Annotated in this window: 22 protein-coding genes; 19 read left to right on the top strand and 3 right to left on the bottom strand. The window is 46.9% G+C overall.

The window, feature by feature from the left end; translation table 11 throughout:
* Positions 1 to 93: 93 nt before the first annotated feature.
* The 8 genes from I5M27_RS03010 (at position 94) to I5M27_RS02975 (ending at position 7011) form a co-directional block, all read left to right on the top strand.
* A complete protein-coding gene (locus I5M27_RS03010) occupies positions 94 to 642 on the top strand; it encodes a 30S ribosomal protein S16 (protein WP_200504537.1) in 549 nt (182 codons plus the stop codon).
* A 13-nt stretch (positions 643 to 655) separates the two neighbouring features.
* The gene (gene rimM, locus I5M27_RS03005; protein WP_200504536.1) at positions 656 to 1240 is read left to right on the top strand and encodes a ribosome maturation factor RimM; all 585 of its coding nucleotides are present in this window, start codon (positions 656 to 658) and stop codon (positions 1238 to 1240) included.
* 17 nt (positions 1241 to 1257) lie between these two features.
* Positions 1258 to 1935, top strand: a complete 678-nt coding sequence (gene trmD / locus I5M27_RS03000; protein WP_200504535.1) for a tRNA (guanosine(37)-N1)-methyltransferase TrmD — start codon at positions 1258 to 1260, stop codon at positions 1933 to 1935.
* 118 nt (positions 1936 to 2053) lie between these two features.
* Positions 2054 to 2410, top strand: a complete 357-nt coding sequence (gene rplS, locus I5M27_RS02995) for a 50S ribosomal protein L19 (protein WP_150902765.1) — start codon at positions 2054 to 2056, stop codon at positions 2408 to 2410.
* Positions 2411 to 2502: 92 nt separating this feature from the next.
* Positions 2503 to 4260: a glycosyltransferase family 39 protein gene (locus I5M27_RS02990; RefSeq protein ID WP_200504534.1), complete on the top strand. Its 1758-nt coding sequence runs from the start codon at positions 2503 to 2505 to the stop codon at positions 4258 to 4260.
* 58 nt (positions 4261 to 4318) lie between these two features.
* Entirely contained in the window at positions 4319 to 4996 is a 678-nt protein-coding gene (locus tag I5M27_RS02985; protein WP_200504533.1) for a YdeI/OmpD-associated family protein, read from the top strand.
* A 41-nt stretch (positions 4997 to 5037) separates the two neighbouring features.
* Entirely contained in the window at positions 5038 to 5892 is an 855-nt protein-coding gene (locus tag I5M27_RS02980) for a DUF1571 domain-containing protein (protein ID WP_200504532.1), read from the top strand.
* Between the two features lie 60 nt (positions 5893 to 5952).
* Positions 5953 to 7011 (top strand): MJ1255/VC2487 family glycosyltransferase, encoded by a 1059-nt coding sequence (locus tag I5M27_RS02975; RefSeq protein ID WP_200504531.1) that lies wholly within the window; start codon positions 5953 to 5955, stop codon positions 7009 to 7011.
* A gap of 265 nt (positions 7012 to 7276) precedes the next feature.
* On the opposite strand, the gene I5M27_RS02970 is transcribed toward I5M27_RS02975, so the two are convergent.
* The 3 genes from I5M27_RS02970 to I5M27_RS02960 form a co-directional block, all read right to left on the bottom strand.
* On the bottom strand, positions 7277 to 8053 hold the full coding sequence (locus tag I5M27_RS02970) for a TIGR03915 family putative DNA repair protein (RefSeq protein WP_200504530.1): 777 nt from the start codon (positions 8051 to 8053) through the stop codon (positions 7277 to 7279).
* A gap of 9 nt (positions 8054 to 8062) precedes the next feature.
* A complete protein-coding gene (locus I5M27_RS02965; RefSeq protein WP_200504529.1) occupies positions 8063 to 8227 on the bottom strand; it encodes a hypothetical protein in 165 nt (54 codons plus the stop codon).
* A gap of 122 nt (positions 8228 to 8349) precedes the next feature.
* The gene (locus I5M27_RS02960) at positions 8350 to 9615 is read right to left on the bottom strand and encodes a putative DNA modification/repair radical SAM protein (RefSeq protein WP_200504528.1); all 1266 of its coding nucleotides are present in this window, start codon (positions 9613 to 9615) and stop codon (positions 8350 to 8352) included.
* A 239-nt stretch (positions 9616 to 9854) separates the two neighbouring features.
* On the opposite strand from I5M27_RS02960, the gene I5M27_RS02955 reads away from it, so the two are divergent.
* The 11 genes from I5M27_RS02955 to I5M27_RS02905 all read left to right on the top strand — a co-directional run bounded on the left by I5M27_RS02955 (position 9855) and on the right by I5M27_RS02905 (position 25673).
* Positions 9855 to 11717 carry a BamA/TamA family outer membrane protein gene (locus tag I5M27_RS02955; protein ID WP_200504527.1) on the top strand — a complete coding sequence of 621 codons (1863 nt, stop codon included), beginning with the start codon at positions 9855 to 9857 and terminating at the stop codon, positions 11715 to 11717.
* A gap of 1231 nt (positions 11718 to 12948) precedes the next feature.
* Positions 12949 to 13737 (top strand): polysaccharide biosynthesis/export family protein, encoded by a 789-nt coding sequence (locus I5M27_RS02950; protein ID WP_200504526.1) that lies wholly within the window; start codon positions 12949 to 12951, stop codon positions 13735 to 13737.
* A gap of 11 nt (positions 13738 to 13748) precedes the next feature.
* A complete protein-coding gene (locus tag I5M27_RS02945; RefSeq protein ID WP_234462357.1) occupies positions 13749 to 16154 on the top strand; it encodes a GumC family protein in 2406 nt (801 codons plus the stop codon).
* 292 nt (positions 16155 to 16446) lie between these two features.
* Positions 16447 to 16959 carry a UpxY family transcription antiterminator gene (locus I5M27_RS02940; RefSeq protein ID WP_200504525.1) on the top strand — a complete coding sequence of 171 codons (513 nt, stop codon included), beginning with the start codon at positions 16447 to 16449 and terminating at the stop codon, positions 16957 to 16959.
* 137 nt (positions 16960 to 17096) lie between these two features.
* On the top strand, positions 17097 to 18293 hold the full coding sequence (locus I5M27_RS02935) for an NAD-dependent epimerase (RefSeq protein WP_200504524.1): 1197 nt from the start codon (positions 17097 to 17099) through the stop codon (positions 18291 to 18293).
* A gap of 84 nt (positions 18294 to 18377) precedes the next feature.
* Entirely contained in the window at positions 18378 to 19886 is a 1509-nt protein-coding gene (locus I5M27_RS02930; RefSeq protein WP_200504523.1) for a lipopolysaccharide biosynthesis protein, read from the top strand.
* Positions 19871 to 21391 carry a nucleoside/nucleotide kinase family protein gene (locus tag I5M27_RS02925; RefSeq protein WP_200504522.1) on the top strand — a complete coding sequence of 507 codons (1521 nt, stop codon included), beginning with the start codon at positions 19871 to 19873 and terminating at the stop codon, positions 21389 to 21391. Before I5M27_RS02930 ends, I5M27_RS02925 begins: the two co-directional genes overlap by 16 nt.
* Before the next feature lie 101 nt (positions 21392 to 21492).
* The gene (locus I5M27_RS02920) at positions 21493 to 22521 is read left to right on the top strand and encodes a glycosyltransferase family 2 protein (protein WP_200504521.1); all 1029 of its coding nucleotides are present in this window, start codon (positions 21493 to 21495) and stop codon (positions 22519 to 22521) included.
* A gap of 48 nt (positions 22522 to 22569) precedes the next feature.
* On the top strand, positions 22570 to 23310 hold the full coding sequence (locus tag I5M27_RS02915; RefSeq protein WP_200504520.1) for a hypothetical protein: 741 nt from the start codon (positions 22570 to 22572) through the stop codon (positions 23308 to 23310).
* 16 nt (positions 23311 to 23326) lie between these two features.
* Positions 23327 to 24592 (top strand): hypothetical protein, encoded by a 1266-nt coding sequence (locus I5M27_RS02910; protein ID WP_200504519.1) that lies wholly within the window; start codon positions 23327 to 23329, stop codon positions 24590 to 24592.
* Between the two features lie 109 nt (positions 24593 to 24701).
* Positions 24702 to 25673 (top strand): glycosyltransferase family 4 protein, encoded by a 972-nt coding sequence (locus tag I5M27_RS02905; protein ID WP_200504518.1) that lies wholly within the window; start codon positions 24702 to 24704, stop codon positions 25671 to 25673.
* The last annotated feature ends 92 nt before the right edge of the window (positions 25674 to 25765 follow it).

Below are 25765 nucleotides of genomic sequence, written 5' to 3'. Positions count from 1 at the left end.
TTTATCCTGGCGTTTTTTATTCAGAAATAAATTTGTACCTTTGCAGACTCAAAAGACGGACGGGTTCCGTCGCATAACAATTAGTTAACCAATATGGCTGTTAAAATCAGACTGGCCCGCAGAGGCCGCAAAAAAGCTGCAATGTACGATATCGTAGTTGCAGATGCTCGTGCACCACGTGATGGTCGCTTTATCGAGAAATTAGGTACTTACAACCCGCTTACCAACCCTGCTACGATCAATTTCAGCATGGAAAAGGCGTTTGACTGGGTAATGAAAGGTGCTGAGCCGACCGAAACTGTTCGCGCGATGCTGTCTTACCGGGGTATCCTTTACAAAAAACACTTACAGATTGGTGTAAACAAAGGCGCTTTAACGCAAGAAGCTGCTGATGCTAAATTCCAGGAATGGACTGAAAGCAAAGAAGCGAAGATCACTGGCAAAAAAGAGTCTTTATCTCAGAAGAAAGCCGATGCCCGTAAAGCTGCTTTAGCTGCTGAAGCCAAAGTTAACGCTGACCGTGCTGCTGCCATTGCGAAGAAAAACGCTCCTGCTCCGGTTGTAGCAGAAACTACAGAAGAAGCTGGCGAGGAAACTCCGGCTGCAACTGAAGGCGAAGCTACCGAAGAAACGGAAGCTTAATAAACCCATTTCCATGAAGTTAGATGATTGCTTTGAATTAGGCTATATCGTCAAAACGCATGGGGTAAAAGGCCAGGTAGTCGCGTTATTCGACGTAGATTACCCGGAAGATTACGAAGAATTGGAATCAGTTTTCCTGCTTATGGCCGGCAAACTGGTTCCTTTTTTTATTGAACGGATCGAACCCCAGGCCGGCGGCAAATTCATACTTAAGTTCGAAGACCTGAACACCATTGCGGAGGCCGAAAAACTAAAATCGACTACGCTGTATCTGCCTCTTTCCGAATTACCGGAACTCGACGAAGACCAGTTTTATTTCCACGAAACGGTTGGTTACCAGGTAATAGACGAAAATTTAGGCGAACTGGGCACGGTAAAGGAATTTTACGAAATGCCGAACCAGGATCTTATGGCGATGGAATACCAGGGCCACGAAATCCTGATCCCGGTGGCCGACGATATTGTTTTAAGAACCGACAAAGTTGCCAGAAAGATCTTCGTGAAACTGCCGGATGGTTTAATGGAAGTGTATACCCAACCAACCAACCGCCACGAAGAAGAATACGACGGCGACGAAGATTATTCGGACGAAAAATAACCGAAGAAAGATAACCCATGCGGATCGATATTATCAGTTGTCAGCCCGATTTGCTTACCAGTTTCTTCACGCATTCTATTCTGAAGCGCGCGCAGGAAAAAGGGATCGCCGAAGTGCATTTGCACGATCTGCGCAAGTTTGCCATAAACAAACACGGCCAGATAGACGATTATGCGTTTGGCGGCGGCGCGGGCATGGTGATGATGATCGAACCGATCGATAAGTGCCTGGCCGGTTTAAAAGCCGAACGGAACTACGACGCGGTTATTTACATGACGCCCGATGGCGAGCAACTGAAACAGCCGCTGGTAAACCGTTTATCGCTGCTGGAAAATGTGATCATCTTGTGCGGGCATTACAAAGGGGTGGACGAACGCGTACGCGAAAAATTCATTACCCACGAGATCAGCATCGGTGATTATGTGCTTTCGGGTGGGGAATTGGGAGCGGCAGTTTTAGCCGATGCGCTGATCCGGATCATTCCGGGCGTTTTGAACGATGAGTCTTCTGCCCTGACGGATTCTTTTCAGGATGGCTTGCTGGCGCCGCCGGTTTATACCCGTCCGGCTGAGTATGAAGGCTTGAAAGTGCCGGAGATTTTGCTTTCCGGAAACCAGCCAAAAATTGAGGAATGGCGTTTTGAGCAGGCATTGGCCCGTACCAAAGCCCGCCGGCCCGACCTTTTAAACGATTAATACGCTGACTATAAGCGTATTAATAAATTTTAATTGATTGCATTTGTCTTACTTGTAAGATTGTTTTATATTTGCAGTCCGAAATCAGAAATAAGAATTTTTTATATTTTAAAGAGCCATGAGCCTACTGTTAGATTTAGTTAAAGAAGAATTCAACGAAAAACGCGCCTCTATTCCAAATTTTTCAGCGGGCGATACTGTAAACATTCACGTAAAGATTCGTGAAGGTAACAAAGAAAGAATCCAGCAGTTCCAGGGCGTGGTGATTCAGCGTCGTAACGTTAACACCAACGGTGAAACGTTCACAGTACGTAAAGTTTCTAACCAGATCGGTCTGGAAAGAATTTTCCCTTTATTGTCGCCAAACATCGAGAAGATCGAGCTGGTAAGAAGAGGTGTTGTACGTCGTGCGCGTCTGTTCTATCTGCGTGGTCTTTCTGGTAAAGCATCCCGTATCAAGGAAAAAAGAAAATAGTTTTCATAAATTCCCCATGTTGCAAAAAGCCTGTTTCCTTTTAGGAACAGGCTTTTTGTTTTAAAATCCCTACCGTTTTTGTAGCTTGCTGCATGCTTAATTCCCTGCGGCTGCAGTTTTTCTACAGCCTGACCGGCTTGTTTCTGTTTGGTAGTTTCGTCTGGCTGCTTTTCCTTTTCCACGGGCCGGAAGATATTACTGCTTTGAGGAAAATCACTTATTTTGAACTTGACCAGAAACTAACCTTTCCGGTTAAACCGGTTCCACAGAGTAGCTTCAACCTGATCCGGCTCGCATACCCGGTTTTACTCATACTTTTTACGGCCTTTTCCCTAGCGTTTTTCCGGGATGCTTTCTTTCGAATGCCAGGCAAATTTAGCCTGCTTTTCAAAAAGATCATCAGATTTATGAAGTCTGAACTTGGTAGCCTGAACCGGACTGAAAGAATTGTAGCCGGGCTTACCTTCATATTAATTATTACCGAGCGGTTTTACTACCTGTTTCAATTCCCGATTCATACCGACGAAGCAGCTAGTTATTTCCTGTTTATTCAAAACGGAATCTGGGCTACGGCTACCTTCTATCCTATTCCGAACAATCATTTGCTGCAAAATCTGTTGGCCTCGGCTTTAACGCCTTTTTTTTCGGAGCCTTTCTGGATCTTACGATTACCGCCGCTGCTGTTTAGTTTGCTGTTAACGTTTTCCGGGTTCCTGATCACCAGGCGGTTTTCGGATTTCACCACGGCTTACCTGGCATCCGGCTTGTTTGGCTTTAGCTGTTTTACGTTGTTTATGGCCACACAAGGCCGGGGCTACATGTTGCTTACGCTTTTGGCGGTGCTGGCTTTTGCAAGCATCATGCGTGCGCTGCAGACCGGAAAAGCTGGTTACTGGTCGATCTTCAGCTTGCTTTCAGTTCTGGGTTTTTATACCGTTCCAACCTTTCTTTACCCGTTTGCGGTTTGCGTTTTTGTGGCGGGAATTTATATTCTTTTCCAAAAGCAATGGCAGAAAATTCCGAAAATGACTTTGGCTGGAGCTACAGTATTGAGCGGAACATTGCTTCTGTATATGCCTTTATTGCTGGTAAGCGGTCCGGAAGCACTTTTCGGGAATAAGTATTTACGGAGATTAACGCCGGAACAATTTTGGGAACAGTTACCGCTTTACCTGCGCGAAAGCCAGGGCTTTTTGATGGGCGGAAAGTTCGGCGGCGGCATTCTGTTTTTCTACGTTACGATGGGCGCATTGCTGGCGCTTTTTCTATTCCGGAACCGGCCATTTCTGAAAAAACAATTGCCGAAACATAGCAATTGGCTCATTGGATTTGCTTTGGCGACCAGCCTGGTGGTTTATGCTTTCATGCGTTTCCAGTTAATGTTGCCGCCGCCGAGGGTATTGTTTTTCAAAAGCTTTTTCGATTACCTGGGTGCTGCTTTGATAATCGGTTTCCTGCTGAAATTCTTGATCCGGAACAATAATCTGAGAGTCCCGCTGATGCTTTTTGGCGTGTTGATTTTTGCCGGTTTCCAGGTTTTGGCAGCAGAGTTTTTTCTGAAAGATTATCCGCAGCCGTATTATAATTTCCCGGCCCTGGTAAAACAGATTCAGAAAAGCGAGGCGAAGAAAGTTTACGTGGAAGAACCGTTTTACCAGCTTTTCCTGGAATACGAGTATGCGCGCTTTGGTAAAAAAATTCAGATCGATAATGTTGCTCCGGTTGCAAGTGAAAAATATGATTACGTGATGATTGAACTTCAAAAGAAATTTCCGGAAAATATTGCTGATAGCCTTTATCAGGAAGTTTATAAAGACGAACTGGTGCGCGCCTACGTGCCGAAAAAATAGCTATCTTTCTTTCCGAAACCGAATTTCAGCCTTTCAACTACTTCCAACTTACGCGGCTATGCCAGATAATTCCCTCCTGAAGAAAATGCGTTTGCAGCCCGGACAGCAAATTTTGTTGCTGAATGGCAGCCCGGAATGGCAGACTTTTTTTGCCCAAAACCATACCGTTTCCATCCTCCCGGAAAGCACCGCGGACCTGATCTTATTTTTTGCGCCCGATAAAGCTACTTTAGATAAACTGGTACCGGTGGTTAAAAATGTGGTCACGCCGGAGGGCGTGGTTTGGGTGGCTTATCCGAAGGGTTCATCGAAGATGCAAACCGACCTGACCCGCGACAAAGGCTGGGAAAGCGTTTCGGCGGAAGAATGGCAGTTTCTGAACCTGATCTCGCTCGATGACAAATGGTCGGCTTTCAGCTTTAGAAAGGCGGGCGACAAACCCACCAAAGTGCGGCGGGCCTTGCGCGATATGTCTGTTGAAACGGTTATTAAACCGGAAAACCCTTATATTGATACGGTAAACCGCGTGGTAAATCTGCCGGAAGATCTGGCACAGGCTTTGGCGGAAAACAAAGAGGCGTTCGTGTTTTTCGAAAAGCTTTCTTTTACGAACCGGAAAGAATATGTGCATTGGGTAACCAGCGCCAAACGCGAAGAAACCCGCGAAAAAAGGGTGCTGGAAACGATCGCAAAACTGGATAAAGGCCTGAAAAATCCGATGGATAAGGGCAAATAATCCCAATATATTTTGCTGCTTAAAAACGCTATGGTTTACGTATGAAAAAGTGCTTTTTGCTTTTGAATTTTTTACTAGCCCTCGGCTGTTTGCTTTCGTTTCAGAAGGCAACACCCACGGCAAGCCAGTTAGTAAGCCAAATGCTGGAGGCGGGCAAAGACGTACAAACGTTGAAATTCACCTTACAGAAACAGGAACGGATAAAGGGAAAACTTACGAGTGAAAAAGCAAACGTAAAACTGCAGCAAAAACCGTTTAAAGTTTACCTCAGGTACCAAACGCCCAACCCGGGCATGGAGGTTTTATTTGTTTCCGGGCAGAATAATAACGAAGCTTTTATCCGGCCCAGCAGTTTCCCGTGGACCACGATCAGCCTGAACCCGAACAGCAGCACCATGCGCAGCGGGCAACACCACACCATTCACGAAATGGGTTTCAGCCAGATTCTGGCCATTACTGACTTTATACTGAAAAAATACGGCAAACAAGCCGCCGGCATGCTGCAAACGGGCGAACCGGTAAACTGGAACAACTTAAAATGCTACCCGCTGACGCTCGAAAACCCGAATTTCCGGTACATAGAGCATACCGTTGGGCCGAACGAAAACGTGCTCAATATTGCAACTAAATTCAGGCTCAGCGAATACATGATCCTGGAGAAAAATCCGGCCCTGGATGATTATTCCGATGTAAAAGCCGGCCAGAAAATAAAGATTCCAACCGATTATGCCAGGAAGATCTGGATGCTCTTAGACCAGAAAACGGGCTTGCCGGTGGTCATAAAAGTGTACGACGAGAAAGGTTTATTCGAACAATACGAATACCATAACCTACAGGTAAATCCGGTTATACAAGGCGCCGAGTTTACCAAAACGTATAAAGATTACAAGTTTTAAAACTGATACCCCGGCAATTTTTAGTAAATTCCACCTCTCAAGAATCAAGAATCCGGCACTATGAAAATACTTTACGGCGTTCCCGGCGAAGGCCTGGGTCACGCAACCCGCAGCCAGGTAATAATCCGCTATCTTTTGCAAAGTGGCCACGATGTGCAGGTAGTTTCAAGCTCGCGGGCATTTACGTTGCTCAACCAGAGTTTTCCGGAGCGGGTGCACGAAATAAAAGGCTTCCACCTGGCATATAAAAATGCGGCCGTTTCGAAACTGAAAACCTTTACCAGCACGTTAAAAACGGCGCCTGAAAACCTGAAAACCAACTTTGCCAAATACCGCAAGATTGCAGAAAGTTTTGCCCCGGACCTGGTTATTTCTGATTTCGAATCGTTCAGCTACTTTTTTGCAAAACACCACAAACTACCCATTATCAGCATCGATAACATGCAGGTTATGAGCCGTGGTAAACTCGATATCAAAATTCCGGAAAATCAGAAACAGAACTTTCTGATCGGGAAGAGAATTGTACAAGCCAAAGTTCCGCGCTGCCAGCATTACCTCATCACCTCTTTTTTTCCGGCGCTTCTGGAGAAAGACCAGACCACGCTGGTGCCGCCCATCATGCGCGATTCCATCCTGAATGCTTCGCCCACGAATGGTCCGCACGTATTGGTTTATCAATCTTCCACTTCGCAAAAAAATCTGGTAAATACCTTGCAGCAATTGCCGCTGGAAACTTTCCGGGTATATGGCTTCAACAAAACCGAAATGCATGGGAATGTGCAACTAAAATCTTTCAGCGAACAAGGTTTTATAGACGATCTGAGCAGCGCAAAAGCCGTGCTTACCAACGGCGGTTTCTCATTAATCAGCGAAGCCATATATCTGCATAAACCCGTTTGCTCTGTTCCCTTAGAAAACCAGTTCGAGCAGTTTATGAACGCGGCTTATGTAGACAAACTGGGTTACGGCCGCCATTTCGAAGAAATTACCCCGGATAACCTGCGCGCCTTTCTCTACGACATCAACAGTTTCCGGATGAACCTGCAAAACTACCACCAGAACGGCAATCAGGAGCTTTTCAACCTGTTAAACCAGCTTTTACCTACTCTTTCCTGTTAAATTGAATGGCTTGAATGGCTGAACGGGAAATATCTTTTAATTAAAAAGGCTGAAGTAATTCAGCCTTTTTTAGTTTATAACTTATGCGTTCTGTATTGTAGCGCTACCGCTTTCTTCCAGAATTAAGCTCAGATAAATGCAAAGCTTTATTAATTTCATTTCGTCCATAATTGTTACTGCTTATAAATTTTTCTTGGTTTCTTAAATGCCGTCGCTGTTCTCAATAAGTGCAAGAGTACCATTTTGCCAGCTTCGGGTATTCACTTTACTGCAAACGGGCTTGCTTTTCGGTGAGGTATTTCCAGTAGCGAACGGGCATGTGGCGCAGGTGCAGCTTCTTATTTTTCCGTTCCGGGATATTGACGTGATCGAAATAAGTTTGCCAAAGCATCTCGTAAAGCGGCTCTTTTTCTGACAAAATGTTTGCCGGTGACGCTCCGGTTTTAGCGTGTACGGTGGCTTCTTCCAGACAAATAAAGCTGACGTTTTCAAGATCGTAGTGCAGGCCGTAGCGGCGTTTCACGTCGTAGATCAGCCAGGCCTGATCGGCATAACGCTTCTGAAAATGCGTTTTTAAAAGCGGCAACACGTTAAAATCCGGCGAAATGGTGGCGTAAAAAAGTCCATCTTCAGTTTTCTGGAAGCGAATAAAGGCTTCCATGCGGTGCTTTTCGCGGAAAATTTGCTTGCTGATCTGAGAGATATGGCGCACGCAATCTTCGGCAAAATTCTCTTCAATATTCGTTTTGCTTGCAAAAACCAGCTCTACATACCGGAAGATCAGCATTTCAAAGCCCGGCTGCTCCCACAAATAGGTTTTATACAGATCGGTGCAGGCGCTTTCCGAAAGTTTTTTCTGCAAACCGTTCCACACGCGGGCCGCTTTAGCTTCGTCGGTTAGCACATGGTGGGAGCTGGCAAAAATACCGGGTTGCTCCTGCCCTTGTTTGTCAATTTTATCGGGCCAGGCTTTGTGTTCATACACTTCGAAAATAACCGAAAGCAAGCCTTCAAAACTACCGTCGTAGGTATAATAATGCATTCCCGGTTTTTAAATGTATTGCACAAACACGGCTTCGGCGGCACGCAGATTAATGCGGCCGTTGCCTTTGGGCGCCGGCACCGAGATCAGGCCGTTCATTTGCTTTAAGTGCAGCACCAGTTTGCTTAATTTGCAGCGGCAGGAAACCGGGTTAACTTTTGCAGAATTTTTCATAGCATTTTAATTCAAAGGGTTTAACTATGTTTTCAGGAAAAATTATTTTTACTTTTTGGGTTGATTTTGATACCGTTTTTGCGGCTTTCATTCTAGTTTTTCAGCTTAAAACCCTACCGTTTTCAGCCGGCCATGGCAAAGAGCGAAAGTTGTTGCTTTACCAGCGCATTCCGCACGGAGCCTTCACCAAAAAGAATGCGGCGGCGGATGATTTCGGCAGTGAAGTCTTTGCTTTCGGGGCTTTGGCCTTTGCAGGTTATGAAGTAACGCGCCCGTTTTAAAACCACGCCGAATTTGTGCAGATGTTCCAGGCTTAGCGGTGCAAACCGGCGCGCAGCCACAATTTTCTTTGCCGATTTTACCCCGATGCCCGGTACGCGCAGGATCAGTTCGTAATCGGCGGTGTTTATTTCTACCGGAAAAACGCTCAGGTTGCGCAGCCCCCAGGCCAGTTTCGGATCGATCTCCAGGTCAAGGTCCGGATTCTGGTCGTCTACAATTTCGTTTACCTGGAAACCGTAGAAACGCATGAGCCAATCGGCCTGGTAAACGCGATTTTCGCGGATAATGGGCGGGTTTACGAGCGAAGGCAAGCGGCTGTCTTCGCTCACCGGCACGTAGCCGGAATAATAAACCCGTTTTAGATTATAGCTATTATAAAGGTTGCTCGAAAGCGTTAAGATCTGCTGGTCGTTTTCTTTTGAAGCACCAATGATCAGTTGCGTGCTTTGGCCGGCCGGCGCGAACGCGGGTGCAGCTTTAAATAATTTCCGTTCGTCTTTGCTTAGCTGCAACTGATCCGAAATATTGCCCATGGGCGTTAAAATTTCGGCATAGTTCTTTTCCGGAGCCAGATTTTTCAAACTTACTTCCGAAGGCAGCTCAATGTTCACGCTCAGGCGGTCGGCATACAAACCGGCTTCTTTAATTAATTCTTCCGACGCCCCGGGAATGGTTTTGAGATGAATGTAACCGTTGAATTTATGCTCGGTGCGCAGTTTTTTGGCGATTCGTACCAAACGTTCCATGGTATAATCGGCGTTCTTGAAAATGCCCGAACTCAGGAACAAGCCTTCGATGTAGTTGCGGCGGTAGAAGTTTATGGTCAGGTCTACCACTTCTTCTATGGTAAAGGCAGCGCGTTTTATATCGTTGCTTTTGCGGGTTACGCAGTAAGCACAATCGTAAATACAGAAATTGGTAAGCAGGATTTTCAGCAACGAAACGCAACGGCCGTCTTCGGTATAGCTGTGGCAAATGCCCATGCCTTCAGCATTGCCTAGGCCTTTGTTGCTGTTTTTCCGTTTGCCTCCGCTGCTGGAGCAGGAAACATCGTACTTGGCCGCATCGGCTAATATTTTTAGCTTTTCCTGAATACGTTCGTTCATGACGTAATTTTACGAACGTTTTACTAAATAAACAAGCATTTTAAACTAATTTATTTAGTATCTATTTAAAATATTCCTGCAAAGCAAACTACAGATGCTAAAGAAAACGGTAGGTAAAAGGCCTGAAAAACTCCGAAGCAGGATTTGCGTTAATGCACCCAATAATTTAACTATATAAAAATGGCATTTTTGATTTGCGGCATACGTTTGTAATTTACCGGTTGGTTCAATTTTCTAAAATGCCTTTTATTTTTCGCTGGGTTCTTTTTCTCTTCCTACCGGTTGTGGTTTTGCTGCAACCAATGCAAACGCATGCGCAAACGCCAACTAAAACCGATTCGGTTCCGGCCGATACGACCCGGAAAGGCACTTCTTCTGACCGCATTCTGAAAGGCCTGCAGGAATATTCGAAGCGCAAAAGTTTACCGGCCCGCGCTGTGAGCAAGCTTTTTAATTTCAACCGGAAAAAACCCACCGAAAGCGGCATTGACCCGGAGCTGATCAATTACCAGTTTTCGCAGCACGATTACAAGATCGTCCGCCGAATCGATATTCAAACCCTCGATCCCTTTGGTTATTCGCTTACCGATACGGCTTCCGTACCGGATAACTTTCTGGAAAAAAGCGGCAACTACCTGCACATAAAAACTCACCGCGGCCGCGTGCGCAACAAATTATTATTCCGGAAAGGCAAACAACTCGAACCACAGGCTATTTTAGAATCGGAACGTTTGCTGCGCCAGACCGACCACATTCTGGATGCCCGCATTCGCGTAAATGAAAAAACCACCACTGCCGACAGCGTAGATATTATAGTTACTACCCGCGATGTTTTCAGTATTGGCGGTTCGTTTGGCTACAATGCATCTAAAACCATGTCCGTAATCGGCCTCCGCGACGTTAACTTTCTTGGTCTCGGCCACCAGATTCGCAATAAAATATGGCTCGGAATAGATGATCTGCCGCAGTCATGGCAATACCAGGGCAGTTACCTGATCGAAAATATTTACCGCTCTTATATTTCCGCCCAGTTCAATTATTTAAATGATTACCGCAACGATCAGCGGGGCTTTACTTTTAACCGCTACTTTTATACGCCTACTACCAAATATGCCGGCGGCCTCACGGTAAACTGGTTCAAGAATCGCACCTTTACCCGCGACAGCACCCAGGATCTGCGCTTTAACGCCAAAGACCTGTGGCTGGCCCGATCTTTTAAATTGAAGACCTATAATTTAGGTTACGATAATCCGGGCCGCTTAATTGTAGGCACGCGCATCAGCAATATTAATTTTACGAAAACACCTACCGAAGGCGGTTACCTGAACACCACGCTTTATCTGGCCAGTATTGGTTACAGCTACCGTAAATACTATAAAGACAAATACCTGTTCGGCTTTGGCCGCACCGAAGATATTCCTGCCGGCAATTTAATGACCCTTACAATGGGCTACGAATATGCCACCAGCCGCATCCGGCAATACATCGGCATCCGGAACGATTTCGGGAAATACAACCTGAACTTCGGCTACTTATACGCCAGCGGCGAATTCGGCACTTTTTACCAGGAAGGTAAAAGGGCGCAGGGCGTAATAAATACCAACATCCTGTATTTTACCAAACTCTATAATCTGAATGGCTGGCTGCTGCGTAACTTTGTCTGGAACCGCATGACCTACGGCTTGAACCGCGACCCCGGAGAAGTGCTGCGCGTGAATAATTATGAAGGCCTGCGCGGTTTCAGTTCGGGCACGCTGGTAGGCCAGAACCGGTTTACCCTGAACCTGGAAAGCAACCTTTTCACCCCCATTTCCTTTGTCGGTTTCCGGCTGGCGGGCGTAGTTTTTGCCGATTTTGCCTGGCTATCCCGCACCGACGATGTTTCGCCTTTCAAAGACAAGCCCTACCAGGCTTTTGGCGTAGGCATCCGATTCCGGAACGAATACATGGGCTTTAATACCATTCAACTGTTGCTGGCCTATTACCCACGTATTCCCGAAGGCGACAGTTTTAACAACATTAAATTCTACGAAAACTCCCGCCGCTTTTACGATTTCCAGGATTTTTATTACTCGCAGCCAACCATATCGCCGTATCAGTAAAAATTGCTGCTTTCTTATCGGGGAAATAGTTGTTTTTAATTAGCTAAACCTGTTGCTTCGATCGGGTAACGTGGCCCTCCCCCCGAAAGTCTCCGGGATCTGCGACTATCCAGGAAGGAAGTATATACCGTCAGCTAAAACAGACGGAAATGAATATTTGTCTGAATTTGGATTTATCAGATTAGGGGATTTAAGGATTCTTGTCTGAACACGATTTTAGGGATTAAAAGATAGACAGGATTATTTTTAGTTTGATTTCACACACATATCGCCAGCGCAGCGTTTCCTGAAAATCACGCTATCTGAGAGAGTAGACTAAAAAGAAGCCAGCTACGAAGGGAAGCTGACACCAGTTTCTGTGAGAGCGGCCTTCAAGACTTCTGGTGCCACAGGCAGCCCGCAAGGGCAGGAAGGGTTGCAGCCGCGAACGCAGAAACGAAGCCGCCCGGCTTGAGGGAGAAAGCTTAATTAATAATTAAAAATTAAGAATTAAAAACTAAAGCAAGCTATAAAAACGCTATCCTTTTAGGCTCAAGAACTCAATAGCAAGCTTTCTACCAACCTGATGAGATCTCTCCTAACGTCGAGATGACAAGAAAACGCTATTCTTTGTAGCAGAAAAACTGCTTCTCAGTCCACAAGGTCCTTCATCAGCGTTCCGGATGACAGGACAAAGCAAACCAGAATATAAATAGTAATAGTAATAGTAATAGTAATAATAAACTACCAATTCGATAAGACCCTCTTATCTTCGGAATGAAGCAATAAAAACGCTATGCTTTGGACCTTAAAAAGTCAAAACCAATTCCTGCCAACTTAATCAGATTTATCCTTACCCCGAGATGACCACATCTCTGCATGCAAAAAAGACCCCTGATATTAAAAAAGGCCTTCATTTACCTTCGGGGAAACGTCTAAAATGCTTGCTTCAAAGTCTGAAATTAAAAGTCAAAATATCCTGAAAAGCACCTCAATCATCCTAAATACTTGCATATTCCTATATTTTACAGGACGATTTTAAGTCCTCATAGTGCTCTGCCTTACAAAAAGCATCCATTTACCATGAAAGATAACCCGTTCTCAACTTAGCCCGGCATTTCAACAACTCACCCCTAAAAGCTAACGTATTGAAGTAAATTAATAATTTATTGCACTTTGTTTATGCGTTATTATTCCGTTTCCATAAAGCACGAACAAGTTACCAAGCCACCACTCTAAACCTCCGATACGTATGAAAAGCTTTAAAAATCTGGGCTCCCTAGCTGTGGGCCTTACCTTTCTCATCATTTCTGCCTGTACCAGTTCTAAAAAGGCAATCTATTTCAACGACATTAACAAGGCTGAATTTACGGCCCAGCTCGAGAGCCTCGAGCCTGTTATTCAAAGCAACGACCTGTTAAGTATTTCCGTCACGAGTTTAAACCCCGAGGCATCCGAAGTATTTAATTCCCTCAACAGTAATTCTGTTCGGCCTACCAGCGCTACCAACAACATTTCCAATGCCGCCGGTTACCTGGTAGATACCGAAGGCAACATCAAATTTCCCTATCTGGGCAGTATACACGCAGCCGGTTTAAGCAAAAAAGCCCTGCAGGATGTAATCAGAACCGAAATTGTAAAACGGAAGCTGCTCAAGGATCCCATTGTCGATATCCGGTACATGAATTACAAGGTTTCGGTGTTGGGCGAAGTTGCCCGGCCGGCTGTACTTACCGTTCCGAACGAAAAAATTACGCTGCTCGAAGCCCTCGGGCTGGCCGGCGACCTGACCATTTACGGCAGCCGCGACAACATTCTGCTTATCCGGGAAGAAGACGGCAAAAAGAAACTCAACCGCATCGATCTCACTTCAAACCAGATCTTTACCTCGCCCTACTACTACCTCAAATCCAACGACATTATTTATGTCGAGCCCAACAAAACCAAGATCGCGAACGCAAGCGCCACCCGGCAATGGCTACCGGTTATCCTGAGTGCGCTTTCCCTGGCAGTAATTAGTGTAGATCGTTTAACCCGTTAAAATTTAAAGGTATGCTATCCATAAATAAAGATAAACCAAGATCCGAGGAAAATTTATTCGCTGCATTAACCTTTCGGTTTCTGCCTTACTGGCCCTTATTCCTCATTTTGCTGCTGTTTGCCGGCGGCGCAGCCTGGGCTTACCTGAAATACTATGCCTCGCCAACGTACCAGATCAGCGCTACTTTGCTCATTAAAGACGAGAAAAAAGGTATAAATGACCCCAAAATGATGGAAGAAATAGACGGGTTTACTTCCAGCAAACTGGTAGACAACGAGATGAAAGTGATCCAGAGCCGCATTCTGATGAATAAAGTGGTAGATAGCCTGAAACTCTACGCCCCAATTTACGAGCAGGGTCAGTTCAAAGTGAGTTCGGCATACACTACTTCACCGGTAAGAATTTCCCTCCGCAACCCGAATAAAGCGCTTGAATACCCGCAGATCAATTTCCGTTTTAACAAAGAGAAAAACCAGGTAATTATCGGAAGCACCGCTTATGCGCTCAATGAATGGGTTTCTACGCCGTACGGAGAAATGCTTTTTACCGAAAACCCTGCTAAATCTGCCATGCCGGCCGGACCGCTGTATTTTGCCATTGTAAATCCGCGCCGCGTAGCCAACGAATTACTTATGAACCTGGCCGTGGAACCATCCAGCAAGCTTTCTACGGTAATAAACCTGGCGCTGGAAGACCAGGTACCGCAACGCGGCGAAGATATCCTGAACCACCTGATCTATGCATACAACGATGTAGCCATAGCCGACCGCAACGAACTGGCCGCCAATACTATGAATTTTATAGAAGGCCGCATAAAAGTGGTAGAAGACGAACTTACTTCGGTAGAAGACCAGGTAGAACAATTTAAATCGTCGGCCGGGGTGGTAAACCTGGACGAGCAAGGCAAACTATACCTGCAGAACGTAGGCGATAACGACCGGAAACTTTCTGACATAAACATGAAACTGGCCGTACTCAAAAACGTGGAAGCCTACGTAATTTCGAAACGGAATACGGTAAGCACAGTGCCTTCTACGCTGGGTGTAAGTGAGCCGGTTTTATCGCAACTGCTGCAAAAACTCTACGAAGCCGAACTGAGATACCAGGCTTTAAGCAAAACTACCGCTGAAAACAACCCACTGTTGCTGGCCACGCAGGACGAAATAAATAAAGCCCGCCCAAGCATTCTGGAAAATATCCGCAACCAGCGAGCCAACCTGCTTGCCAGCCGTGCAGACCTGATGGCTACCAACAACTCCTACCGCAGCGCTTTGCAGACCATTCCGCAAAAAGAGCGGGCATTGCTCGAGATCAGCCGCGAAATGGCCATTAAAAATAACGCTTACAGCTTCCTGCTGCAGAAAAGAGAAGAAACCGCTTTGGCCCATGCTCCCACTGCTAATTCCAGCCGGGTAGTAGATATGGCCCAGTCGTCGGTAATGCCGGTTAACCCCAAACCGATCCAGGTATATGCGGTAGCGATGTTTCTTTCGCTGGCCTTAGGCATCGGCTTTGTAACTACCAAGGAACAACTCACCAGCAAACTGCTTTTCCGTTCCGATATAGAAGACAATACTACTATTCCGATCATTACCGAACTTTCGGATGTGAAACGCAAGGAAGGGGCCTTGTTTACCGTACCGGGCGAAGTGTACGTGATTGAGCAATTCCGGCAAATGCGCGCTACCATGGGCTTGTTCGGACGGTCTTTTAACCGGAAAAAAATAATGGTAACCTCAAGCATTGCCGGCGAAGGAAAAAGCTTTGTAAGCAGCAACCTGGCGTACAGCCTGGCCTCTTCGGGCAAGAAAGTGGTCCTGATCGATTTCGATTTAAGAAGCCCGAACGCCTCGCAATTGTTCAACTGCTTCAGACAAACGGGCCTTACCGAATATTTAACCGAAGACATTGATCCGCAAAGCATTGTATGCGAAACCGGCTTCAGTAACCTGAGCATTATACCAGCCGGAACTTCCATTGGCGACCACACCGAACTGCTGCTGAACGGAAAACTGGAAACCTTCTTTGCATACGTAGAAAAAACCTTCGACTACATCATTATCGATACGCCGCCGGTTGAACTAGTTTCCGACGCCTACCTGCTCGCCGAATATTGCGATGCTACCTTGTTTGTGATGCGCCACGCTTTTACCCCAAAAAGCAAGATCAAGCACCTGAACCAGAACACCCAATTAAGAGCAGTAAGTAACCTAGGTATTGTATTTACCGGGGTAAAAGCCCGGGGCTTTATTAAAGGCGACTACGGCTACGGTTACGGCTCTGCCTATGGCTACAAATACGGCGCTAAATTTAAGCGGAAAGAGGCTCCTAAAACCGAAGGTCTGGGCTTAAATCTGAAAAAACTGATAAACTACAACACCAGTAAAGCCACGCCAGACCTGGATCCGCAGGTATAGTTCCTGCGGTTTGCGACCAGCACATTTCCTTGAAACGAACAAATTCAAAACGGTAGGGTACGGGCACAAAAGCCGGCCCTGCGATATTCCTTCACTCATACTTATCGCCTGACCAACTGAGACTAAAGCGCAAACCAATCTTCTGATCATCAGACCGTTGAATTCGCTTTAGTTTCTTTTACAACCTCCCGGACCTGATCAAGCCTTCAGCAAATACCCGCTTAAATAATTTGTAACCCAGGAAGGCGAAGCCCTGCCCTTTTGCTATTTAAACCCTTTAAACTTCTACCCGATGAATGAAAACCTGATATCCGAGAATTGGTATGCCGTTTACACCAAACCGCGGTGGGAAAAAAAAGTAGCCGATCTGCTTTCCCTGCACAGCATTCAGAATTATTGTCCCCTGAACCGGGTAGTGCGCCAATGGAGCGACCGCAAAAAAGTAGTGTATGAGCCGCTTTTCAGCTCGTATGTATTTGTAAAAGTTACTGAAAAACAGCTGCCGGCTTTAAAACGCCTCGCCGGCATTCTGCATTATGTAACCTGGCAGGGCAAACCGGCTACCATCCGCGAAAGCGAAATAACCATTATCCGGCATTTTTTACGCGAATATTCCGATGTAAAACTGCAAGCCGCCGCCCTTAATATAAACGATCCGGTGCGGGTAACCAGCGGTCCTTTAATGGAACAGCACGGCACCGTAGTGGCCGTTAAAAACCAGACCGTAAAAGTGGCGCTCCCCTCTTTAAGCTGCATGCTTTATGTAGAACTCCCCAAAACCTGCCTCGAAGCGGTGGCAGCTTAACCTCCCCAAAACGCTAGGATTCTGACCCCAAAAAGTTATAAAACCAAAAGCGTGAACTCGCAATCTGAACCAACAATTTTAAAGCCCGAAACGCTATGGCTGGCGGCTAAAAAAGTACATTTTAAAAACCCGAAACGATGAAAATATTAGTAACCGGAACTGCTGGCTTTGTTGGTTTTCATTTTGCGGAAAAGCTCCTTTCCCGCGGCGACGAAGTGGTGGGCGTAGATAACATAAACGATTATTACGACATAAAACTCAAGTTTGCCAGACTGAAAGAAAGCGGAATTCCGGAAGCGGAAGTAACCTGGAACCAGGAAGTGCAAAGTCAGAAACATGCCGCTTACCGCTTTATCCGGATGAATCTGGAAGATAAAAAAGAGCTCATGGAGCTCTGCGACCGCGAAAATTTCGACATAATTGTGCATTTGGCAGCACAAGCCGGCGTGCGTTATTCCATTACCAACCCCGATTGCTACGCCCAGAGTAACCTGGTAAGTTTTCTCAATATTCTGGAAGCCAGCCGCCATCATAAAATTCAGCATTTGGTTTACGCAAGTTCTTCCAGCGTTTACGGGTTGAATGAAAAAATGCCTTTCTCGGTAAAACACAATACCGAACACCCCGTTTCGCTTTACGCCGCCAGCAAAAAAGCCAACGAACTCATGGCGCACACTTACAGCCATTTATACCGCATTCCAACTTCCGGGCTCCGCTTTTTCACGGTTTACGGTCCGTGGGGCCGCCCCGACATGGCCTATTACAGTTTTGCCGAAGACATTTCGAACAACAAGCCGATCAAGGTTTTTAACGAAGGCAAAATGCAGCGCGACTTTACCTACATAGACGATATTGTGAACGGCATCGTGAACGTGATGGACAAACCCGCCGAGCCCTGCGCCGACTGGAATGCACACGAACCCGATCCATCCCGCTCCACCGCGCCTTATTGCATTTACAACATCGGCAACAACAACCCGGTAGAGCTCATGAGTTTTATTTCGGAAATCGAGAAGAACCTGGGCAAAAAAGCCTTGCTGGAAATGCAGGGAATACAGGCCGGCGATGTGGTAGCCACCTGGGCCAACGTAGATGATCTGCTTCACCACTTCAACTACAAACCCGACACTACCATCCAGGACGGTCTTAAAAAATTCACCGACTGGTTCAAAGCCTATTACTCGCCCGCCCAAACAACTGCTACCACAGAAATATCTTACCAGACCGATACCCCCGAGCAGCTCGCTTCAAACCTGCACATGACTCTGGCCACCCTGCCCGAAAACATCCCATTGCAAAACCAATCGGAAACAACTCCGGAAACGGCGGCTTAAAAACTGAAAGATTCGAAGTAAAACGCTATGCTTTCCGGCCCTAAAAGTCATCACTAAGTTTTCACCCTCTCACAAGCCCTTACCATGAACGCTGAAAAAAAACTAACCGAACGTACCCTTTCCGGCTTTCTCTGGATGATCACGGGTAGCGGCATTCAGGTAGGTTTAAAAATTGGCGTGCTGGCAATTCTGGCGCGGCTTATTTCGCCAAAAGAATTCGGGATCGTGGGCATGGCCGTAATTGCGGTTGACTTCTCAAAAATGTTTTCGCAGATGGGCGTGGGTCCGGCAATTGTGCAGCGTAAAGAACTGGAAAACCGTCATTTAACCACCGGTCTTACCTTATCGATTTTCATGGGCCTTTTCTTTGCCGGTCTGCTCATCTTAACCGCCCCGCTTTTAGCCGATTTTTTCCGGATGCCGGGTCTGGTTTCAGTGCTGCGCATGGTTTCGCTGATTTTCCTGGTAGATTCGCTCACCCTGGTAGGCCAGGCATTAATGCAGCGGAACATGAATTTTAAAACCATTGCCGCCGTAGAAGTTGCTTCTTATGCCATTGGCTACGGGGCGGTGGGTATTGTACTGGCATATTTAGGCTGGGGCATGTGGGCTTTGGTGGCCGCGTTAATTACCCAGGCCGTATTGCACGCGCTGCTGGTAGTTATCATTCAGCCATTTCCGAAGAAACCCGGTTTCGAAAAAGCGGCTTTTAAAGAACTCATCAATTTTGGCGGCGGCATGACCTTGGCGCGTTTAGGCAATTTCCTGGCGGTGCAGGGCGATAACCTGGTGATCGGGCGGATGCTGGGCGCCGGGGCGCTGGGTATTTACGGCCGCGCTTATCAATTCATGGTTATGCCGGCCAGCCTCTTCGGCAACGCCTTAGACAAATCTTTATTCCCGGCCATGGCCAAAGTGCAGGACGATAAAGCCCGGCTGGGCAAAGCATATTTAACCGGCGTAAGCAGCATAGCATTGGTAGCCATTCCGTTAAGCATAGTTTTCATGATCCTGGCCCCGGAAATTGTGTTGCTTCTGCTCGGCCCGAAATGGAACGCGGTCGTTTTCCCGTTCCAGATCCTGGCCTGCAGCCTGCTTTTCCGGATGAGTTACAAAATGAGCGACTCGCTGGCAAGAGCTACCGGTGCGGTTTACCGCCGGGCCTGGCGGCAGTTTTTATACGCGCTGTTTGTAGTAGTTGGTTCTTACCTCGGGCAGTTCTGGGGTTTACCGGGCGTAGCCGTTGGCGTAGCCGGGGCCTTGGTTTTCAATTTCCTGCTAATGGCCCATTTAAGTATTCAGCTTACCACCATTACCTGGCTCGATATGCTGAAAGCGCACCTGCCTGGCCTGAGCCTGGGCTTGCTTACCGGCACTATAACGTACGCTTTATCCACCTGGAGCCGGATGTATTTTGGTTCCGGCTTTCTTACGCTTTTGCTTACTGTGCTGGGCCTCGGCCTGCTTTCTGCCCTCACCATCTGGCAATTCCCGGCCCTTTTTATCCGCGATGACCAGAAAGAACTATTGAACAAACTGCTGCTGAAACGATTTAAGAAACTTTCCCCCCAAAGCGCATGGACCAATTCATAACCAAACCGGCAGTCACCCTCCCCCTGGTAAAAAACCTGGTGGCCGCCTGGCATGAAAACAACATACTTTACTGCCACTGGAAAAGCAACGAACACCTGGCCGCTTCCATGACCGGCGACACCGACCTGGATGTACTCTTCGATGAAAACCAGAAAGAAAAAACCATTGAAATTCTGCATGAACTTGGTTTCAAACGCTTTCATTCCATCAGCCAGAAAGAATACAAAGACATCGAAGATTTCCTGGGTCTGGATCTGGAATCGGGGAAAGTGATCCACGTGCATGCGCATTTCCGGCTTACCATGGGCGAAATGTATTTGAAAGGCTACCAGCTCAATTTTGAAAACAAGATCCTCGAAACCCGGTATTTCAACGAAACGTTCGGCATTTATTGCAGCAGCCCGGCTTTTGAACTGGTGCTGCTTTATATCCGCGAAGCCCTGAAACTCCGCCACCGCGACCAGGGGCTGATGTACGTGTTCAATAAAATAAAATACACCGGCAACACCCAAACGGAATACGAATGGCTGCGCAAACAGGCAAAAAACGAAGACATCGAGCGAATACTGAAAGGCATTTTCCAAAACTACGAACCAATTTATCAATTCATTACCGGGTCTTTCAACCGCCGCGAATTGTTTAAACTGGCCGATCTGATCCGAAACGAATTCCGCGATAACCGGCTGCATTCGCCCCTCGAAGCCCTGGTGCTGCGCTGGTACCGCGAAGTAACCGTAAAAGTTTCCCGCAAGCTGGCACGCCTATTAAACCAGCCCATTCTGGCCCAGCGCATCAATCCGCGCGGCGGCATGGTAGTAGCCGTAATTGGCGCCGACGGCTCCGGTAAATCTACGGTTACGGCTAATCTGCAGGCAACTTTCCGGCAGAAACTGGATGTGTACCGCATTTACTACGGCCGCGGCGACGGCAGGATTTCCTTCCCCAGAAAAGTATTGCAGGCCTTCAAAAAAACCGCGAAACCCAAAGCAGCTTCGAAGGAAAGCCAGGTAAAAAACGGTAGGGTTTCAGGCAAAAAAAGTGGCCTGGTTGCCAATATTTATCAGTGCCTGGAAGCGCTATTGGTAGCCCATGAGAAAAGCAGCAACCTGAACCGCATGCAAAAAGCCCGGGCCAAAGGCATGCTTGTGATCTGCGACCGGTTCCCGCAAAACCAATTGATGGGTTACAATGACGGCCCCTTACTCCACCACCTGCGCAATTCCGGAAACCCAATTTTTAAAAGGATTGCTGCCTACGAAGCCCGGGTGTATGCCCGCGCCGAAAATACGCCGCCCGATGCCATTATTAAACTGATTGCCGATGCCGAAGTGGTAGAAGCCCGCAAACCTGGCGAAACTTCACTGGAAAAACTGGAAACCAAAATAGCCGGCATTAAAAAACTACAATTCGGAAAAAGCTGCAAAACCATAACCATAGACGCTACCCAGCCGCTGCAACAGGTGCTTACTTCCGTGAAGCAGAATATCTGGGAGAATTGTCCTTAAAAACGCTATGGTTTTAGTCTGAAAAAGTCGGCCCGGCCTTTTAAAAATCTCCGGATAATCGCTTAACAAAATTAATTAGCAATGCCTTAAACCCTATTCCCGTGCGTGCAGCCAGACCATTTTTCAGCATCGTGATCCCGTTATACAACAAGCAGGAACACATCGCCAATACCCTGCAATCGGTACTCCACCAGACTTTTCCGGATTACGAACTGCTGGTGATAAACGATGGCTCTACCGACCAAAGTGCCACCATAGCGGGTTTGTTCCACGATCACCGTCTGCAGGTTTTTCATCAGAAAAACGCCGGCGTTTCGGCAGCCCGCAACCATGGCATAAAACGCGCCAAAGGCCGCTACCTTGCCTTTCTGGATGCCGACGATCTTTGGGAGCCGCAGTACCTGGCCGAAATGCGCAAGCTGCTCTTAACGTATCCGGGTTGTGGTTTTTACGGCGCGGCCCATACCGTTTTAGAGAACCACCGCACCTTTATAGAAGGCGGCACCATGCCGGAAGGAATTGTAGAAGATTATTTCCGCTGCGAATGGACCCATCACATTACCCGGCTTTCGGCCACCATTGTAGATCCGGTAGTTTTCGAAAAAATAAAAGGGTTTCCGGAAGGCATGATCAGCGGCGAAGATAATTTTTTCTGTGCCAGCATCGCCCGTGAATTCCCGGTGGCCTACACACCTAAGCCGCTGGTGATCTACAATAAAAAATTCAGCGGCTTGCCGCAGCGTTTTGCAAAAATGGACAGTTGCCGCGAATGCTGGCTGGACCTTTATGCCGACGGCGATTTTTACCGCAACGAACTCATCGCCGGAAAAGCTTTAAAAGCCGGCATCCGGTACGCGCTTAGTTTTAACCGGGTAAAAAGCCTGAAAATGGAAACCGATTTCAGTTATACCCGGCTTTCGGCAAACAAATGGCGGATCTTATTTCTGCTTAACCGCCTGCCCGATCCGGGAATAAAACTGGTGATTCAGCTCATTTTTCTGAAAAATATGCTCCGGAATTTTTACCAGCAGGTGGCCGCCAAAAAACCGGTTCTTGCCCGGCAACCCAGGCCGCCCCGGAAATCCTTTTTTCGGGTGCCTTTTTCACCGGGGCCATTATTAAAAATCTGAATAACAAACAAAAAAATATACCCAGGAAGCTTAAAAGCAGCAATGATGGTGAAAACGTTTACCGCAGCACCCACTTCTAAACCAACCCGCACCCAGCAAAAAGCCACCATCGTGGAATTTGTAGGTTCACCGGGCGTGGGCAAAACTACCAGTTGCAATTGTTTCGCCGAAATGCTGCAAGCCAAAGGCCTGCAGGTTTGCCAATCCGAAGACCTGAAAACATATTTCAGAAATCTGGGACGCCGGCAGAAACTTCAGCTCTACCTTAACACCCTTTTTCTGAAGGCTTTTACCCTGGTGCAATACACGGCTACTTTAGCCCGCTACCGAATTTACAGTCTTAATTCGGTTTACCGTTTTCTGCGGCTTTCGGTATTTCAGGCGGCCTTAGATAAAATGCTGAAGAGCAGAGAAGTAAACCTGGTATTGCTCGATCAATGGATGATCCAGGAGCTTTGGTCGGCTACGATCTTTAAAACCGATCGGGTAGAAAAACTGCAAACCGAACTAAAGCAGTTCTACTTCAAAACCGATTATCTTTTTTATTTCGATCTGGATGTAGAAACTGCCGCCGACCGGATTGAGAACCGCAGCACAAACCGCAGCCGCTTCGACCGCATGACGCCCGAAAAACGGCTGGCCGAAATGAAGAAATACAATGCCTATCTGCACGGGTTATACCAGCATGCAGATTGCCGCCAGAAACATACCCTCTCCACCAAACAAAGCCCTTCCCAGAACGGCGAATTGTTCTTAAAGCTCTTAGCGCCTGTGCTTCCATTTAACTAACTAAACCTACCCGATTATGATTTTACTTGGCCTTACAATCCTGCTGATCATTCTGTTTTTTTACGATACCAGAACCTTCGTTTTCGCCCTGATCGCATATTTCGTGTTCTTCGATATGTTTGATGGCTTTTACGAAGAAAACAAGGTCTATGCCGCCATCCGCTACATCGTGCCGCTTAGCCTCGGGCTGATCTACGTTTTCAAGTACCAGGCCCTGAAAAAATCGGATGCCGTTTTTATTGCCCTGGTACTTTACCTCTTGCTGCTGCTCGTAATAAATTCCGGCGACATGGTGGTTTCTACGCGGGCCTTTCTATCGGTACTGATCACGCTGCTCATGATCCCGGTTGGCAAACACCTGGGAGCCGAAGTTGATTTTATAAAAGAATTTGAACCTTATAACCGCCTGTTACTTTACACGATTCCGGCCTACATTTTTGTAGTGAATGTGCTCGGCATCGGCGGCTATTATACCGAAGCCTTTTCTACCGGTTTTCTGATCACTTCTCGCATGTACATTGTACCGATCGTGGTTTTTCTGAGCGTTCATTACCTGCTGGCTAATCCGCATAAAAATTTACTGGTGAAGCTCAGCGATATGACGCTGATCCTGATAAACATCAGCATTCTGATTTTAAATACGCGCCGTACGGCTTTCGGCATGCTGTTAGGGGCTATCGTGATCTACGCTTTGCTGAACCCGAAACTAATGTTCAAAATGGTCTTGTTCCTTTTCATTGCCGTGGGCGGTTTGGTAGTGAGTTATCCGCTTTATCAGGACCGGCTGGATGCCCAGCTCGAAAAACGCGACCGCATCCGGAATTTAGATACCTACGAGGAAGAAGGCCGCTATCTTGAAACCAAATACCTGATGGATTATCATGAGCGGAGAGCCAGTATGTTCGAAGTATTTTTCGGCATTAAATTCTTCGATTCCTATAGTTTTGGAGCCAAATATTTTAACCACGCCCGGCCCATCCACTCAGATATAAACATGATCTTTTTCAGCACTGGGTTAATAGGGGTACTGTTTTTCACAATATTCTTCAGTCATTATTTCCTGAAACAAAACCTGAAGATTCCCGGCCCGAACCGGAAATTATTCTACCCGTTCCTGTTTATGTTTCTCATTGTACTTATTCCCGGCCGTTTTGTGGGCACTTTAACTTTCGCCCCACTGCTTATGCTTTTGCTGAGCACCACAAAATTCGGCAGGGTTACCAGCCTGGCTAAAGATGAGCCGGAACCCGCCTTAACGCAGTATTCTGTTTCGATGAACTAAGCAAGTCTTAGGGCATAAGCTGATAAAACGCTATGCTTTTGACCAGAAAAAGTGCGGCCTTCCGGTAATGCTACTTGTAACGATCTCTTTTATGTAATCCAGAAAAAATATGAAAGTCCTGTTTGTTTGCAGCGGTAATATTAAAGGTTTCGAGGTGATCCCGTTCATTAAAGAACAGGGCGAATCGCTGAAAAAAGTGGGTATCGATGTAGATTATTTTCCGATAGTCGGGAAAGGTTTGCATGGTTATTTCAAGGCAAGTCTTGAACTACGTAAACACCTTAAGGTTAACCAATACGATCTGATCCATGCGCATTTTACGCATTCCGGCTGGTCGGCAGTGCTGGCTTCGGGCCGCACGCCGGTAGTGCTGTCGTTAATGGGCAGCGATGCCTACGGCGAATACATTGGCGTAAACAAAGTGCAGCTGAAGAGCCGGGCCAACACCCTGCTTACGTACCTGATCCAGCCGTTCACCAAAGCTATTATTTCCAAATCGCAGAACATCGAAGATTACGTGTACCTGAAGCATAAATCCTACATCATTCCCAACGGCATCAACAAAGAAAAATTCAAACCGGCTACTACCGATTTCCGCTCCGAACTTGGCCTGGACCCCGAAAAAAAGCAGATCCTGTTCCTGGGCAGCCGCACCAACGTCCGGAAGAATTTTGCCCTGGTAAAAGATGCGCTCGAACACCTGAACCGCACCGATGTGGAACTCATCAATCCCTACCCGGTTTCGCACGAAATGATACCCAAATACCTGAACGCAGCCCATGTGTTGGTGGTGCCCTCGCTTATGGAAGGTTCGCCAAACGTACTCAAAGAAGCCATGGCCTGCAACTGCCCGATCGTTTCTACCGATATGGGCGATGCCGGCTGGGTTTTTGGCAATACCGAAGGTTGTTACCTTTCTTCTTTCAAACCCCAGGATTTTGCCGAAAAAATAAAACAGGCGCTGGAATTTTCCGAACGGAAAGGCCGCACCGAGGGTGAAAAACGCATTTTAGATCTGGGTTTAGATGCCGAAACCATTGCCCAACGCGTGAAAGGCATTTACCAGCTGGCACTGCGCTAAAGCCATTCCGGTTACTAACTTCCTGATTTCAGAAAGTCAGGGATTGCAGAGTTTTTAATCCTGAACCCATAGCGTTTACCTGCAAGAAAACT

Source organism: Adhaeribacter terrigena (assembly GCF_016623615.1).
In the GTDB taxonomy this organism is placed as follows: Bacteria; Bacteroidota; Bacteroidia; order Cytophagales; family Hymenobacteraceae; genus Adhaeribacter_A; species Adhaeribacter_A terrigena.
This window is presented reverse-complemented; position numbering and strand designations above follow the sequence as displayed.